Origin of the sequence: Lentilactobacillus sp. TOM.63 (genome assembly GCF_030361045.1) — a bacterium.
Lineage (GTDB): Bacteria > Bacillota > Bacilli > Lactobacillales > Lactobacillaceae > Lentilactobacillus > Lentilactobacillus dabitei.
In genome coordinates, this window is sequence record NZ_JAUCAP010000037.1 from 13533 (window position 1) to 27366 (window position 13834).

The following is a 13834-nucleotide window of genomic DNA, read 5'->3' on the forward strand; positions in this document are numbered from 1 at the left end:
TATTTAAAGAGGTGAAACTTATGAGCATTAAAGCTGAGGAAATCAGTGCTCTTATTAAGCAACAGTTACAAGGCTATAAGAACGAGCTCGACGTTCAAGAAACAGGTATCGTTACATATGTTGGTGATGGTATTGCTCGCGCTCATGGGCTCGAAAATGCGTTGTCTGGGGAGTTGCTCGACTTCGGCCACGGCGTTTATGGAATGGTACAAAACCTTGAAACCAATGATGTTGGTATCATGATTTTGGGTGATGACACAAATATCCGTGAAGGTGACTCTGTAAAGAGAACCGGCCGAATTATGGAAGTTCCCGTTGGGGACGATTTGATTGGACGAGTTGTTAACTCACTCGGTCAACCAGTAGATGGTAAAGGCCCAATTAAAGCCGCAGATCACAAGGCGATTGAACACAAAGCGCCTGGTGTTATGGATCGACAATCAGTTTTTGAACCATTACAAACAGGTATCAAAGCGATTGATTCATTGATTCCAATTGGTCGTGGACAGCGTGAGTTGATTATCGGTGACCGTAAAACCGGTAAGACTTCAATCGCCATTGACACGATCTTGAATCAAAAAGGTCAAAATATGAAATGTATTTACGTTGCCATTGGACAGAAACAATCAACTGTTCGAACGGCCGTAAGTACACTTGAAAAGTATGGTGCCATGGATTATACAACAGTTATTTCAGCTGGACCTTCTGAACCAGCATCACTGTTGTACATTGCACCATATGCTGGCGCTACTATGGGTGAATACTTCATGCATAATGGTGAGCATGTCTTAATTGTGTATGATGATTTATCAAAGCAAGCTGACGCTTACCGTGAATTATCACTTATTCTTCGTCGTCCTCCTGGTCGTGAAGCTTATCCTGGTGATATTTTCTATACCCACTCACGTTTGTTGGAACGTGCCGCTAAGTTGAGCGATAAGTTGGGTGGCGGTTCAATGACTGCTCTTCCTATCGTTGAAACCCAAGCCGGTGACGTTTCCGCTTATATCCCTACCAACGTTATTTCCATTACTGATGGACAGATCTTCTTGGATGCCGATAGTTTCTATTCTGGTGTTCGTCCAGCCGTTGATGCTGGTACTTCTGTTTCTCGTGTTGGTGGTGATGCGCAGGTTAAGGCAATGAAGAAAGTTTCTGGTACCTTACGACTTGATTTGGCTTCTTATCACGAACTGGAATCATTTGCACAATTTGGTTCTGATCTTGATGAAGCAACACAAGCCAAGTTGAATCGTGGTGCTCGAACGGTTGAAGTCTTAAAACAACCACTTCATTCTCCAATTCCTGTCGAAAAGCAAGTTGTGATTCTGTATTGCTTGACTCACGGATTCTTGGATAAGATTGCCATTGATGACATTTTACGTTATCAGAACGAAATTTTTGATTTCTTCGACCATTCACACAAAGATTTGCTTGATGAAATTACAAAGACTGGTCAATTACCTGATACCGGCAAATTAGATGCTGCAATTAAGGAATTCGAACAGACATTCCAACCAAGTAAATCAGACGACCAACAAGCCGCACCAAAGAATGATCAAAATTCAGCTGCTTCAAATGACTAGTTAAGGAGGGTGAGATTACATGGGTGCTTCGCTAAACGATGTTAAACATCGGATTACTTCTACAAAGAAGACGCGTCAAATTACGAATGCTATGGAAATGGTCTCACAAGCTAAGCTTAACCAGATTCAGAAGCATACGAAGAGTTATGCGGAATATGCAAGCCAAATCAAATCTGTTGTATTACATTTAGCCCAGTCTCACATTTTGGATGGGTTAAGTCAGTCCTCAGGTCATGCAGCCGAAAATGATCAGTCTAAAGCTAAGAGAACGGCGTATTTGATTATAACTTCCGATCGAGGAATGGTTGGCAGTTATAACAGTAACGTTATTCGAGAAACCAACCAATTTATTGACGGCCATTCGGGTTCGAATGACTATCAGATATTAGCCGTTGGTGGAACCGGTTCTGACTTTTATCGGAAACGGGGAACTAACGTTGCATACGAATATCGTGGTGTGAGTGACGTGCCGACGTTTAATGAAGTTCGCCAAATTGTAAAAATGGTTACAACCATGTATAACAAAGGTGAATTTGATGAATTATACGTTTGTTACGAACATTTCGTTAACCGTTTGATATCTCGGTTTAGAGCTGAAAAGATGCTTCCAATTGATGATGAAGCTATTCAAAGCCAAGCTAGCCAGGATATCGAGGTTAAGCCAATGACTGCTGAGTATGATGTTGAACCATCCGAAAAGGAAGTTTTAAATGTAATTCTTCCTCAGTATTCTGAAAGCTTGGTATATGGGGCAATTCTAGATGCCAAGACGTCAGAACACGCTTCTAGTTCAACTGCCATGAAGTCTGCATCTGATAATGCGGATGATTTGATTTCGTCACTGGAATTACAGTATAACCGGGCTCGGCAAGCTGCAATTACCACTGAAATTACCGAAATTACCGGTGGTCAAGAAGCTCTTAGTCAACAATAAAATTTAGATGGAGGAATTAACTAACATGAGTACTGGTAAAGTTATACAAGTTATCGGACCTGTTGTTGATGTTGAGTTCTCCTTGGACGATAAATTACCTGAAATTAACACCGCTTTGAATATTCACGTCACCGACGACAAATTCCTTGTCGTTGAAGTTGCCCTTGATTTAGGTGACGGTGTTGTGCGTACAATTGCGATGGATGGAACCGACGGTCTTCGTCGAGGGATGGTTGTAGATAATACTGAATCATCTATCAGTGTTCCAGTTGGTAAAGATACTCTTGGTCGAGTATTTAATGTTCTCGGAGATCCAATTGACGGTGGTCCAGAATTTGGACCAGATGCAGAACGCTGGCCAATTCACCGTGATGCACCGAAGTATGAAGATTTAAATCCATCAACTGAAATTCTTGAAACTGGAATTAAAGTGATCGATTTATTGGAACCATACACGCGTGGTGGAAAAGTTGGATTGTTTGGTGGTGCCGGAGTTGGTAAAACCGTTCTAATTCAAGAGTTAATTCACAATATTGCGCAAGGACACAATGGTATTTCTGTATTTACCGGTGTTGGTGAGCGTACTCGTGAAGGTAACGATATGTACTTTGAAATGAAGGGTTCAGGAGTTCTCGCCAAAACGGCCATGGTTTATGGTCAAATGAACGAACCTCCTGGTGCTCGTATGCGGGTTGCTTTGACTGGTTTGACAATCGCTGAATACTTCCGTGATCGTGAAGGTCAAGATGTTTTGCTGTTTATTGATAACATCTTCCGATTCACACAAGCTGGTTCAGAAGTTTCCGCCTTGCTTGGCCGGATTCCATCAGCCGTTGGTTATCAGCCAACTTTGGCTACTGAAATGGGTCAATTGCAAGAACGAATTACTTCAACAAAGAAGGGCGCTATTACATCTATCCAGGCTGTTTACGTGCCTGCCGATGATTATACCGACCCTGCTCCTGCAACGACATTTGCCCATTTGGATGCGACTACTAACTTGGAACGTTCATTGACTCAACAAGGAATCTATCCAGCCGTTGATCCATTAGCATCAACATCATCAGCTTTGGATCCCGCAATTGTTGGTCAAGAACATTACGAAGTTGCTACTGAAGTTCAACACGTTTTGCAACGTTACCGTGAACTTCAAGATATCATTTCTATCCTTGGTATGGATGAACTGTCTGACGAAGAAAAGACGATTGTTAACCGTGCCCGTCGAATTCAGTTCTTCTTATCTCAAAGTTTCTCAGTTGCTGAACATTTTACTGGTTTACCTGGTAAATATGTGCCAGTTGCTGAAACTGTTAAGGGATTCAAAGATATCCTTGCTGGTAAGTACGATGACATTCCTGAAGATGCTTTCAGAAACTGTGGCCCAATCGAGGATGTTTTGGAAAATGCCAAGAAGATTAATCAAACAACAGACAATGAAAAGCAGAGTGCAGCAAACTAAAGGAGGAGGATTCTAATTGGCTGATAATTCGGTTCTTACCGTTAGTATCGTTACTCCTGATGGAAATGTTTATGAGCATACTGCAAATATGTTAGTGGTTTCAACAAAGTCAGGACAAATCGGAATCATGGCTAACCATGTCCCGATCATCGCAACCTTGGCTGTTGATGAAGCTCGAGTTAAGTATGATGATACTGAAGACAATATTGCTGTTAACGGTGGATTCCTTGAGTTTTCCAATAACATGGCAACCATTGTCGCTGATAGTGCCGAGAATCAACAAGATATCGATATTGCACGGGCCCAAAAGGCTAAGCAAAACGCTGAACAGCGGATTGCTGCCGCTCGTCAACGCCAAGACAAAGCTGCTTTGGATCGTGCCCAAGTTGCTTTGCGGCGAGCAATTAATCGAATCAATGTTGCTAAAAAGTAATTTTGAAAGACTGTGTTCAAGTTTAGGCTTGATGGCGGTCTTTTTTTGTTGTTTAAAGAATTAGAGATTGGAACAATAGACGTTTTGATCCCAGAATTTATCTAAGTGGCTATGGCGATCTATGCGAATGATTACAAATCGGCAATTCATATATGTCCAAGCTGTTCGCATAAGGTGCTTGGTCAATGCAATTTTGGCTTTACATAATGGATGTGAGCAGTCCGTTGTAAGCAGCAGTTGGAGGAACATAGCCAACGGTACCCCTACTGGCATCGATTGAACAGAGAAGAGAAACTCACGTTATCTGATCATTTAGGACAAACAAGCCACTCTCAGCATTAACGCCGGGGTACGAAAATAGTCAAATTTTAGCCGTAAATTCTTCGTATTGATTTGATATTATTTGGGACATCAGTTTTAGAAACATGGGGCTTATTGATATTGTGGATTCTATAACATAGTTTGCGGTTGATTGAAAATATGATTTCCGGGTTCTCCTAATTATGTCGGTGATTTGTAGGCGTTAATTGACTTTTTTTTCTAAAAGGAACCGAAAAGTTAAGACAAGTTTGCGTCTTTATGATATAGTTGACTTTGAATTGGGGGAAGATGCATGAGAACAATTGGAATTCAAGCTGTAATTACACTTGTTACATATTTTCTTTTTATTGCGATGGCATTTTGGAGTGTTCAAGAAATCCACATCGAACGATATATCCCAATGAGAGCTTTACCCGGCAAACTCCTGATCGTTTTACTTGCAGTCGCGATTGGGTATGGAGCCAGCTCTTTTTTCCTTTCTTTTATTGATAATATTCGTAATTTAATATACTTAGTAAAGTGATGTAGGAGGCGTTCTTGTGGAAAAGATTATTGTGCATGGTGGTAATCCACTGAAGGGAACTGTACATATTGATGGTGCTAAAAATGCGGTATTACCGATTCAAGCAGCTACTATTTTAGCAAGCGAAGGTCAGACAACCATTTCAAATGTACCGTTGTTATCCGACGTTTATACGATGAACAAGGTATTGCGATTCTTGAATGTTAAGACGCATTTTAATGAAGATGCCAATGACATTACGTTTGATGCATCTTCTCAACTTTCAAGTGAAGCACCTTTCGAATATGTTTCAAAGATGCGAGCATCGATTGTGGTGATGGGTCCGTTGTTGGCCCGGCTTGGCAAGGCAAAGGTTGCTTTACCAGGTGGGTGCGCGATTGGTTCGCGACCAATTGATTTACATCTGAAGGGATTTGAAGCATTAGGTGCTCAAATTGAACAACATGATGGTTACGTTGAGGCATGCGCTCCCAACGGACTTGTTGGTACAGATATCTATCTTGATTTTCCAAGTGTTGGTGCTACTCAAAACATCATGATGGCTGCAACCCTTGCAAAGGGTAAGACGGTGATTCAAAACGCCGCCCGCGAACCAGAAATTGTTGATTTGGCAAACGTCTTAAACAAGATGGGGGCAACCGTCATTGGTGCTGGAACTGAGCAGATTCGAGTTCAAGGAGTGGCTAAGCTCCATGGGACTGAGCATGCAGTTGTCCAAGATCGCATTGAGGCTGGGACCTTTATGATTGCAGCCGCTGTGACTAAAGGTGACGTCATGGTTGATGGCGCGATTGCAGAGCATAACAAGCCGTTGATCTTGAAAATGCGTGAGATGGGTGTTCAAGTGATCGAAACTGATGAGGGTGTTCGGATTATTGGACCAGATCAACTTAAACCGGTTGACGTTAAGACCTTACCTCACCCAGGCTTCCCAACCGATATGCAGCCACAAATGACTATCCTTCAGCTCTGTGCCAATGGTAGTAGTTCAATGACCGAAACGGTGTTTGAGAATCGTTTCATGCACATGGAAGAATTACGCCGGATGAATGCGCAATACACAATTTCCGGGCGAACAGTTGTGATGCAGGGTCCAACCGACTTCAATGGCGCCGAAGTGGCAGCCAGTGATTTGAGAGCCGCTGCTGCCTTGGTGATTGCCGGATTGGTTGCATCAGGCTACACACAAGTTCGCAATTTACAATACTTAGATCGTGGATATCACGATTTCCACAAAAAATTAGCAAGTCTTGGCGCTGAAATCAAACGGGTTGACGTTCAAGATGACGACTCAATTATTCTTAATCAATCATTAAAGAATCGCTTATAATTAATCAAATGGGGTTGAGATCGTTATTGATCTCAACCCTTTATTGCCTGAGATGGCATTCGAATCGTCATTTTTATGTGGTATAATGTTTTTTTGAGATAAAAGTTTTCAGGAGGAAGTACACAGATGGCAAAAGACATTGGAATCGATTTAGGAACTGCCAACGTTTTAATTTACGTTGCAGGAAAGGGTATTGTATTAAATGAACCATCAGTTGTCGCGATTGACACACGGACCGGAAAAGTTCTTGCGGTCGGCTCCGAAGCCTATCGAATGGTCGGTAGAACCCCAAGTAACATTCGCGCAATCCGGCCACTCAAGGATGGGGTAATCTCTGATTTTGACATTACTGAAGAAATGCTGACTTACTTCATCAACAAACTGGATGTAAAGGGATTCATGTCTAAGCCAAAGATTATGATCTGTGCGCCGACTAACGTTACTGAAATTGAACGAAACGCCATTATTCAAGCAGCAGAGAAGGCCGGTGGCGGCCAAGTTTATCTTGAAGAAGAACCCAAAGTTGCCGCAGTTGGTGCCGGAATGGATATTTTTCAGCCCCGTGGCAACATGGTGATCGATATGGGTGGTGGTACCAGTGATATTGCGATTATTTCTCTCGGTGATATCGTTGCCAGCAAGTCAATCCGGGTAGCCGGTGATCGGATGAACGTTGAAATCGCCAACTATATTAAACAGAAGCATAACTTGATTATTGGTGAACATACTGCTGAAAAAATTAAGATTGAAATTGGAACTGCCAAGGAAGACAAAGATGACGTTAAGAAGATGGAAGTTCGTGGCCGTGATGCCGTTTCTGGCATGCCTCGCGCAATCACCATCGACAGCAATGAGATTGCTGAAGCCATTCATGACACCGTTCAATTAATCGTAGACGGTGCAAAAGAGGTCTTGGAAGTTATTCCACCCGAATTAGCTTCTGACATCGTTGACCGTGGCATCATGTTGACTGGTGGCGGCGCATTATTACGCAAGATTGATCAAGTGATTTCTGATGCGCTGACGGTCCCAGTGATCATTTCTGAAAAGCCACTTGATAATGTGGCTAAAGGAGCGGGGGTTCTGTTGGAACATTACATCAAGAATCCGAAGTTAAAGAGCAAAGAATAGATTTTAGGTGTCGCATTGAAAAAAATTCTGATTGTTATTGTTCATGGTTATCAGCGCTTTATATCACCTTTATTTCCCCCTACATGCCGTTATTACCCAACTTGCAGTAGTTATATGGTGACGGCGCTACAAAAGCATGGGGCACTCAAGGGAGCCATTATGGGGATTGCACGGATTCTTCGCTGCCATCCTTTTGTTAAAGGTGGATATGATCCCGTGCCAGATCATTTCACAATTTTTAGGAATAAAGCTGCTCGGGACGAGTATCGTAAATCAATGCACTTAAAGTAATCTGTGAACAAGGAGAATAGAATTGAGCAAAGCTAACAAGAGTATTAATGTTGAAATTAAAGATCACGCAGATTCAACTGGTCAAAACATCTCTGAGTTATTTATTGGCAAAAAGTTGATTGGGACACTTAAAGAAGTGAGTGCCAATAAATTTGAAGCAGTTAATACCCATCAAGAACAATTCCACGTGAAAAGTTTCGAAGAGGGCGTGACGCTGTTAATTAAAGAATTCCATCTTCATCATTAAAGTTTTAAATTTAAGGAGGGTCTATTTTGGATACCAGTCGTAGGACGTCAAAAGACGATCAATCCCGGATAGACTGGGGAATAATCTTCTGTGTTTTAATGTTGGCCTGTATTGGGTTGGCTTCTATTTATGTTGCCGCAACTCATGATTCCAGTGCTACCAGCGTTTTAAGACAAGTGGTTTCCCAATTAGTTTGGTATGTGATCGGAATTGTGGCCGTTGTTGTCATTATGCAGTTTGATTCCGAGCAGTTATGGAAAGTGGCCCCAATTGTGTATTGGGGTGGGATTGTCCTTTTAGCCAGTGTTTTAGTTTTGTATAGCCGGGCCTATTACGCTAATACTGGGGCGAAAAGTTGGTTCTCCATTTTTGGGTTAACATTTCAGCCTTCAGAAGTCATGAAGCCAGCATACATTTTGATGATGGCGAGGGTTATTGTTCAGCATAATGATAATTATCCCATCAGAACGGTCCGAAGTGATTGGTTGCTGTTGGGCAAAATGATCCTCTGGACAATTCCAGTTGCGGTTTTATTAAAACTGCAAAATGATTTCGGAACGATGCTGGTCTTCTTTGCAATTTTAGGTGGGCTGATCATCGTTTCTGGAATTACCTGGCGGATTATTCTACCGTCAATGATTGCGATTTTTGGCGTTGCCGGAACGGCACTGGCGCTCGTTATTCCTGAAGCTGGTCGCAGAATTCTTGAAAAAGTCGGTTTCCAAGCTTACCAATTCTCGCGGGTCGATACCTGGCTTCATCCATCCGCTGATACGAGTAATCAAGGGTATCAGCTGTGGCAAAGTATGAAAGCTATCGGGTCGGGTGGTATTTTTGGCACGGGGTTCAACCAATCCCATGTATATGTACCAGTTCGTGAATCAGATATGATTTTTTCAGTAATTGGTGAAAACTTCGGCTTTATCGGTAGTTGTATTTTAATTCTACTGTATTTCTTACTGATTTATCAGATGATTAAAGTCACTTTTGACACGAGAAACGTTTTTTATGCGTACATTTCAACCGGTGTCATTATGATGATCCTCTTCCATGTTTTTGAAAATGTGGGAATGAGTGTTGGCTTACTTCCGTTGACTGGTATTCCACTTCCATTTGTCAGTGCCGGGGGATCAGCGTTGATCGGAAACATGATTGGGATTGGATTGATCATGTCGATGCAATATCACAATAAGAGTTATATGTTTGGTGAAGATAAAGAATTTTCTTAAGGGGCAAATTATCATGGATAAGAATTATTATTGGACAGAAGAAGATAAGAGTGGGGTTGTAACAATTGGTTTAACTGATGAAGGCCGAAATGAGCTTGGCAACATTACGTTTGTTTCTTTGCCAAAGGTTAACGCCCAATTGACAACTAGCGATACCTTGCTGAATGTTGAAGCAGATAAAGCTGTTTCGGATATTGAGAGTCCAGTTGCCGGAACCGTTGTCGCCGTGAATAAACAGGCTGAAGACAACCCAGCACTTTTGAATGAATCTGCTAAGGACAAATCGTGGATTGTTAAAGTTCAGAAATAATTTCCTTGACGGTTAATGTTTTTCTAGGTAAACTAGGATTCAATGAGTAAGAGATTAGATCCAAGATGAGTAATTAATCGAAGCTGCAAAGAGAGCTCCTAATGGTGAGACGGAGTCAGTGAAGATTTTTGAAGATGGTCTTGGCAAAATAATTGTTGGTGAGCGTCAGTGAACCAATAATGGGTGACGTCCATTATTTCGTTGAGTATGAATCATACTCGTAGAGATTATCGTTGAGAAGCGATAATGAACTAAGGTGGTACCGCGAAAAGCTTTTCGTCCTTGTTAGCAATTAGTTAATTGCTAATGTGGACGGAAAGCTTTTTTATATTTAGGAGTGAAAACGATGATTCGATTTAAAGATGTATCTAAACAATATAGTACAAAAGACGGTGGGTTAACGGCCGTTAATGATGTAAACATCGAGATTAATGACGGTGAGATTTTTGGGATTGTCGGATACTCCGGAGCAGGTAAAAGCACATTAGTCCGAATGCTGGATGGACTGGAAGCCCCCTCGACAGGTGAGATCGATATCGATGGGACTGATATTGCCAAGTTAAATGGCAGTGCCCTTCGAAAACAACGTCAAAAAATTGGCATGATCTTCCAGCATTTTAATCTGTTATGGTCACGGACGGTAATCGATAACGTTGCCTTGCCACTAGAGATTGCTAAGGTTCCCAAAGCCAAGCGGGTTCAACGCGCTGAGGAGTTAATCAAGTTGGTCGGTTTAGAGGGCCGCGAGCATTCTTATCCCTCTGAATTATCAGGTGGACAAAAACAACGGGTTGGCATTGCCCGGGCGCTGGCCAATGAACCGACAATTCTAATTTCTGACGAAGCCACGAGTGCTCTGGATCCTGATACGACAAACGAGGTATTGGAATTGTTGTTGAAGATCAACAAAGAAATGAACTTAACCATCCTTTTGATTACCCATGAGATGCATGCGATTGCGAAGACATGTGACAAAGTGGCAGTGATGGATAGCGGCCGAGTCGTTGAAAGCGGGACAGTGTTTGAAGTCTTCCGTCATCCACAGCAACAGGTTACCAAAAACTTTGTCAGCGAAGAATTTACAACCCAAAAGGGTGACACAACGATGACTTTGGAAGAATTGGTAAAGAAGTATCCTGAAGGGCAGTTGATCCGGTTAGTCTTTCACGGGCCGCAAGCAGAGCTGCCAATCGTGTCAGATGTTATCAAACGTTACCCGGATCTCACAATCAGTATTATTTCTGGTGCCATCCATCAAACTCAAGAAGGGGCACTAGGATCGTTGGATCTCCAATTTGTTGGGGACGAGACCAAAATTAATGATGCGCTTGAGTACCTTAAAAAAATGAGAGTTGGAACCGAGGTGATTCATCATGAGTAATACAACCGGCCTTAAGTCATATTTTCAATTCCATAATGTGGATTGGTCGGCAATGATGTCAGCCACTTGGGAAACAATTTGGATGACATTGTTATCGATGGTTGCCGTGGTTATTTTTGGTATTATTTTAGGCCTCATTCTCTATGAAACCCGTAGCAAATCAGGTTGGGGCTTTAAAGTTATTAATTGGGTCGTTGGTTTACTGGTTAATATTTTTAGGTCAATTCCATATATTATTTTGATTATTTTGCTGTTGCCGGTATCCAAGACCCTGGTTGGGACAATCATCGGGCCCAAAGCTGCGTTGCCGTCCCTAATTGTTTCCGCAGCGCCATTTTATGCTCGGATGGTCGAGTCGTATTTCCGAGAAGTGGATTCCGGAGTTATCGAAGCCGTTGAATCGATGGGGGCAACAACTTGGGGTGTGATTACCAAGGTGTTGCTGCCCGAGAGTAAACCGGCGTTGATCGCAGGCGCTACGGTGACCACAATTTCGTTAATTGGCTATACCGCCATGGCTGGGGCAATTGGTGCTGGTGGTCTTGGCAACCTTGTTTACCAAGAAGGGTTCCAAGCATATAACAACACCGTGACGTTAGTTGGAACGGTTATTATTTGTTTATTTGTTTTTGTTGTTCAATTCGTTGGTGACCGGTTCGTGAAGTGGACCGATAAACGGACATTATAATTTGGAGGTTTTCGTATGAAGAAGAAATTATTGAGTTTAGTTGCAGTATTATTCAGTGCGGTGTTGTTAGTTGGGTGTTCTTCCTCAAACAGTCAGAGTAAGAAAACAACGACCTTAAAGATTGGTGCCTCAGCAGTTCCTCATGCTCAAATCTTGAGACATGTTGCGCCACAACTTAAAAAGGAAGGGGTTACGCTAAAAATTACGACCTTCCAAGACTATGTAATGCCTAATAAAGCACTGGCCAATGGGGAATTGGATGCGAACTACTTCCAGCATGTGCCGTTTTTGGATCAGTGGAACAAGGAAAATCATGGTTCTTTAGTGAATGCCGGTGGGGTTCATTTGGAGCCGATTGCCGTTTTCTCTAAGAAAGTTAAGAAGCTTCAAGATCTTAAGAAAAATGCCACAATTATTGTCAGCAGTAATACCCCCGATTATGGCCGAGTTTTGACATTGTTTAAAGATGCCGGTTTAATCACAATCAAGAAGGGCGTCAATATTACATCAGCTAACTTCAGTGATATTGCTTCAAACCCTCGTCACTTGAAGTTCAAGCACAGTTACGAACCAAAGCTGTTACCAACTATTTATAAGAACGGTGAAGGCGATGCGGTTGTCATCAATGCCAATTACGCTGTTCAAGCTGGGTTGGATCCACGAACTGATTCAATCGCCATTGAAAAGAGCAGCTCGCCATATGTCAATATTATTGCAACTCGCAAGGGTGACCAAAACAAGCCAGCCATTAAGAAGCTTGTTAAAGCCCTCCAGTCAAAGAGTACTCAAAAATGGATTTACCACCATTACAAGGGTGCCGTTCTACCAGTTAAGAATGTAAAGTAATTCGCTTTCAATTAAGAGCCGACCACTATATACTTGATTTGTAACCGAAATCATTTAATAGAGGGGGCGGCTTTTTTGAAAGAAAAAAATGTATTTCATGTAAATGGCTTTATTGGATTGATTTGTGTTCTGATTCTGCTGATTTTGGGCGGTTACATGTTATGGAATGGCAGCCAGTCCAGTTCGGTATTGACCGTCATTTCGGGTAGTGTTGTAATCATTCTTGATTTATTATTTGCAAGTTCGCTGACAATTATCCAACCAAATGAAGCCAAGGTACTCACCTTCTTTGGTCGATATATTGGTACAATCCGCACGTCTGGATTATTCATGACGGTGCCTTTAACAGGCAAGCAGACAATTTCTTTGCGGGTGCGTAATTTCAATAGTTCAATTATTAAAGTGAATGATTCAAAGGGTAATCCAGTTGAAATCGCGGCCGTTATTGTTTATCGAGTCGTTGATTCAGCCAAAGCAATTTTTAGTGTTGAAGATTATGAACAGTTTGTGGAAATCCAAAGTGAATCAGCGATCCGGCATATCGCAAGCCAATACCCATATGACAGTTTCGATGAGGATACGGATAAATTGACGTTACGTGGCAATTCAACTGAGGTCTCAAAAGCCCTTCAAAAGGAGTTGCAGGAACGGTTGGACGTGGCCGGTCTGGAAATTGTTGAAACCAGATTGACGCACTTGGCTTACGCAACGGAAATTGCCAACGCAATGTTACAAAGACAACAAGCAACCGCAATTCTGTCAGCCCGAAAGATTATTGTCCAAGGAGCGGTTGCCATTTCAGAAGATGCCGTATCCCAGTTGCAGCATGATTTAGGAACCAGTGTGACTGATGAAAAACGGATGCAAATGATTAATAATGTCCTGGTATCGATCATTACCGAACGAGGAACCCAGAATGTCATTAATACTGATAATCTAGAGTAACGGCAACCACTTTGTTGGCAATTTAATTTATACGACGAGATTGAGACGAAAGGCGATTTGATCCCAGCATTTAACGGAAAGGATCAATTATTCCTAATTTTGGAGGCTCTTCGTCAACTGTTGTTGGTGAAACTAAATTCGAGTTCTAATCACTTTGTGATTAGGGCTCTTTTTGTTTTG

15 protein-coding genes are annotated in these 13834 nt (G+C 42.0%); all 15 read left to right on the forward strand.

Annotated elements, in window-relative coordinates; translation table 11 throughout:
- The first annotated feature begins 20 nt into the window (after positions 1-20).
- The 15 genes from atpA to QUF07_RS08455 all read left to right on the forward strand — a co-directional run bounded on the left by atpA (position 21) and on the right by QUF07_RS08455 (position 13654).
- Positions 21-1586, forward strand: a complete 1566-nt coding sequence (gene atpA / locus QUF07_RS08385) for a F0F1 ATP synthase subunit alpha (RefSeq protein WP_054746529.1) — start codon at positions 21-23, stop codon at positions 1584-1586.
- 19 nt (positions 1587-1605) lie between these two features.
- Entirely contained in the window at positions 1606-2520 is a 915-nt protein-coding gene (locus QUF07_RS08390; RefSeq protein WP_054746530.1) for a F0F1 ATP synthase subunit gamma, read from the forward strand.
- A gap of 25 nt (positions 2521-2545) precedes the next feature.
- Positions 2546-3979, forward strand: coding sequence for a F0F1 ATP synthase subunit beta (gene atpD, locus QUF07_RS08395; protein WP_289427184.1), 1434 nt, complete (start codon positions 2546-2548; stop codon positions 3977-3979).
- A gap of 16 nt (positions 3980-3995) precedes the next feature.
- Positions 3996-4412: a F0F1 ATP synthase subunit epsilon gene (locus QUF07_RS08400; protein WP_054746532.1), complete on the forward strand. Its 417-nt coding sequence runs from the start codon at positions 3996-3998 to the stop codon at positions 4410-4412.
- Positions 4413-5025: 613 nt separating this feature from the next.
- Positions 5026-5256, forward strand: a complete 231-nt coding sequence (locus QUF07_RS08405) for a DUF1146 family protein (RefSeq protein WP_056982976.1) — start codon at positions 5026-5028, stop codon at positions 5254-5256.
- Positions 5257-5272: 16 nt separating this feature from the next.
- Positions 5273-6586, forward strand: a complete 1314-nt coding sequence (gene murA / locus QUF07_RS08410) for a UDP-N-acetylglucosamine 1-carboxyvinyltransferase (protein WP_217161887.1) — start codon at positions 5273-5275, stop codon at positions 6584-6586.
- Positions 6587-6712: 126 nt separating this feature from the next.
- Entirely contained in the window at positions 6713-7717 is a 1005-nt protein-coding gene (locus QUF07_RS08415; RefSeq protein ID WP_217161889.1) for a rod shape-determining protein, read from the forward strand.
- 15 nt (positions 7718-7732) lie between these two features.
- Complete coding sequence (gene yidD / locus QUF07_RS08420) at positions 7733-8008, forward strand: membrane protein insertion efficiency factor YidD (protein WP_082622239.1); 276 nt, start codon at positions 7733-7735, stop codon at positions 8006-8008.
- Between the two features lie 22 nt (positions 8009-8030).
- Positions 8031-8255 carry a DUF2969 domain-containing protein gene (locus QUF07_RS08425; RefSeq protein ID WP_217161891.1) on the forward strand — a complete coding sequence of 75 codons (225 nt, stop codon included), beginning with the start codon at positions 8031-8033 and terminating at the stop codon, positions 8253-8255.
- A 26-nt stretch (positions 8256-8281) separates the two neighbouring features.
- The gene (locus tag QUF07_RS08430) at positions 8282-9484 is read left to right on the forward strand and encodes an FtsW/RodA/SpoVE family cell cycle protein (RefSeq protein WP_217161893.1); all 1203 of its coding nucleotides are present in this window, start codon (positions 8282-8284) and stop codon (positions 9482-9484) included.
- A gap of 13 nt (positions 9485-9497) precedes the next feature.
- On the forward strand, positions 9498-9794 hold the full coding sequence (locus QUF07_RS08435) for a glycine cleavage system H family protein (protein ID WP_217161894.1): 297 nt from the start codon (positions 9498-9500) through the stop codon (positions 9792-9794).
- Positions 9795-10140: 346 nt separating this feature from the next.
- Positions 10141-11175: a methionine ABC transporter ATP-binding protein gene (locus QUF07_RS08440; protein WP_217341420.1), complete on the forward strand. Its 1035-nt coding sequence runs from the start codon at positions 10141-10143 to the stop codon at positions 11173-11175.
- Positions 11168-11863, forward strand: coding sequence for a methionine ABC transporter permease (locus QUF07_RS08445; protein WP_217161897.1), 696 nt, complete (start codon positions 11168-11170; stop codon positions 11861-11863). The genes QUF07_RS08440 and QUF07_RS08445 overlap by 8 nt, the downstream gene beginning before the upstream one ends.
- A gap of 15 nt (positions 11864-11878) precedes the next feature.
- Positions 11879-12709, forward strand: a complete 831-nt coding sequence (locus tag QUF07_RS08450) for a MetQ/NlpA family ABC transporter substrate-binding protein (protein WP_217161899.1) — start codon at positions 11879-11881, stop codon at positions 12707-12709.
- A 75-nt stretch (positions 12710-12784) separates the two neighbouring features.
- On the forward strand, positions 12785-13654 hold the full coding sequence (locus tag QUF07_RS08455) for an SPFH domain-containing protein (RefSeq protein ID WP_217341422.1): 870 nt from the start codon (positions 12785-12787) through the stop codon (positions 13652-13654).
- Positions 13655-13834: the final 180 nt, after the last annotated feature.

Excerpts from the sequence above, each read along its gene's own strand:
- atpA (WP_054746529.1), top strand. The coding sequence starts at position 21 with ATGAGCATTAAAGCTGAGGAAATCAGTGCTCTTATTAAGCAACAGTTA.
- QUF07_RS08390 (WP_054746530.1), top strand. The coding sequence starts at position 1,606 with ATGGGTGCTTCGCTAAACGATGTTAAACATCGGATTACTTCTACAAAG.
- atpD (WP_289427184.1), top strand. The coding sequence starts at position 2,546 with ATGAGTACTGGTAAAGTTATACAAGTTATCGGACCTGTTGTTGATGTT.
- QUF07_RS08405 (WP_056982976.1), top strand. The coding sequence starts at position 5,026 with ATGAGAACAATTGGAATTCAAGCTGTAATTACACTTGTTACATATTTT.
- QUF07_RS08415 (WP_217161889.1), top strand. The coding sequence starts at position 6,713 with ATGGCAAAAGACATTGGAATCGATTTAGGAACTGCCAACGTTTTAATT.
- QUF07_RS08435 (WP_217161894.1), top strand. The coding sequence starts at position 9,498 with ATGGATAAGAATTATTATTGGACAGAAGAAGATAAGAGTGGGGTTGTA.
- QUF07_RS08440 (WP_217341420.1), top strand. The coding sequence starts at position 10,141 with ATGATTCGATTTAAAGATGTATCTAAACAATATAGTACAAAAGACGGT.
- QUF07_RS08445 (WP_217161897.1), top strand. The coding sequence starts at position 11,168 with ATGAGTAATACAACCGGCCTTAAGTCATATTTTCAATTCCATAATGTG.
- QUF07_RS08450 (WP_217161899.1), top strand. The coding sequence starts at position 11,879 with ATGAAGAAGAAATTATTGAGTTTAGTTGCAGTATTATTCAGTGCGGTG.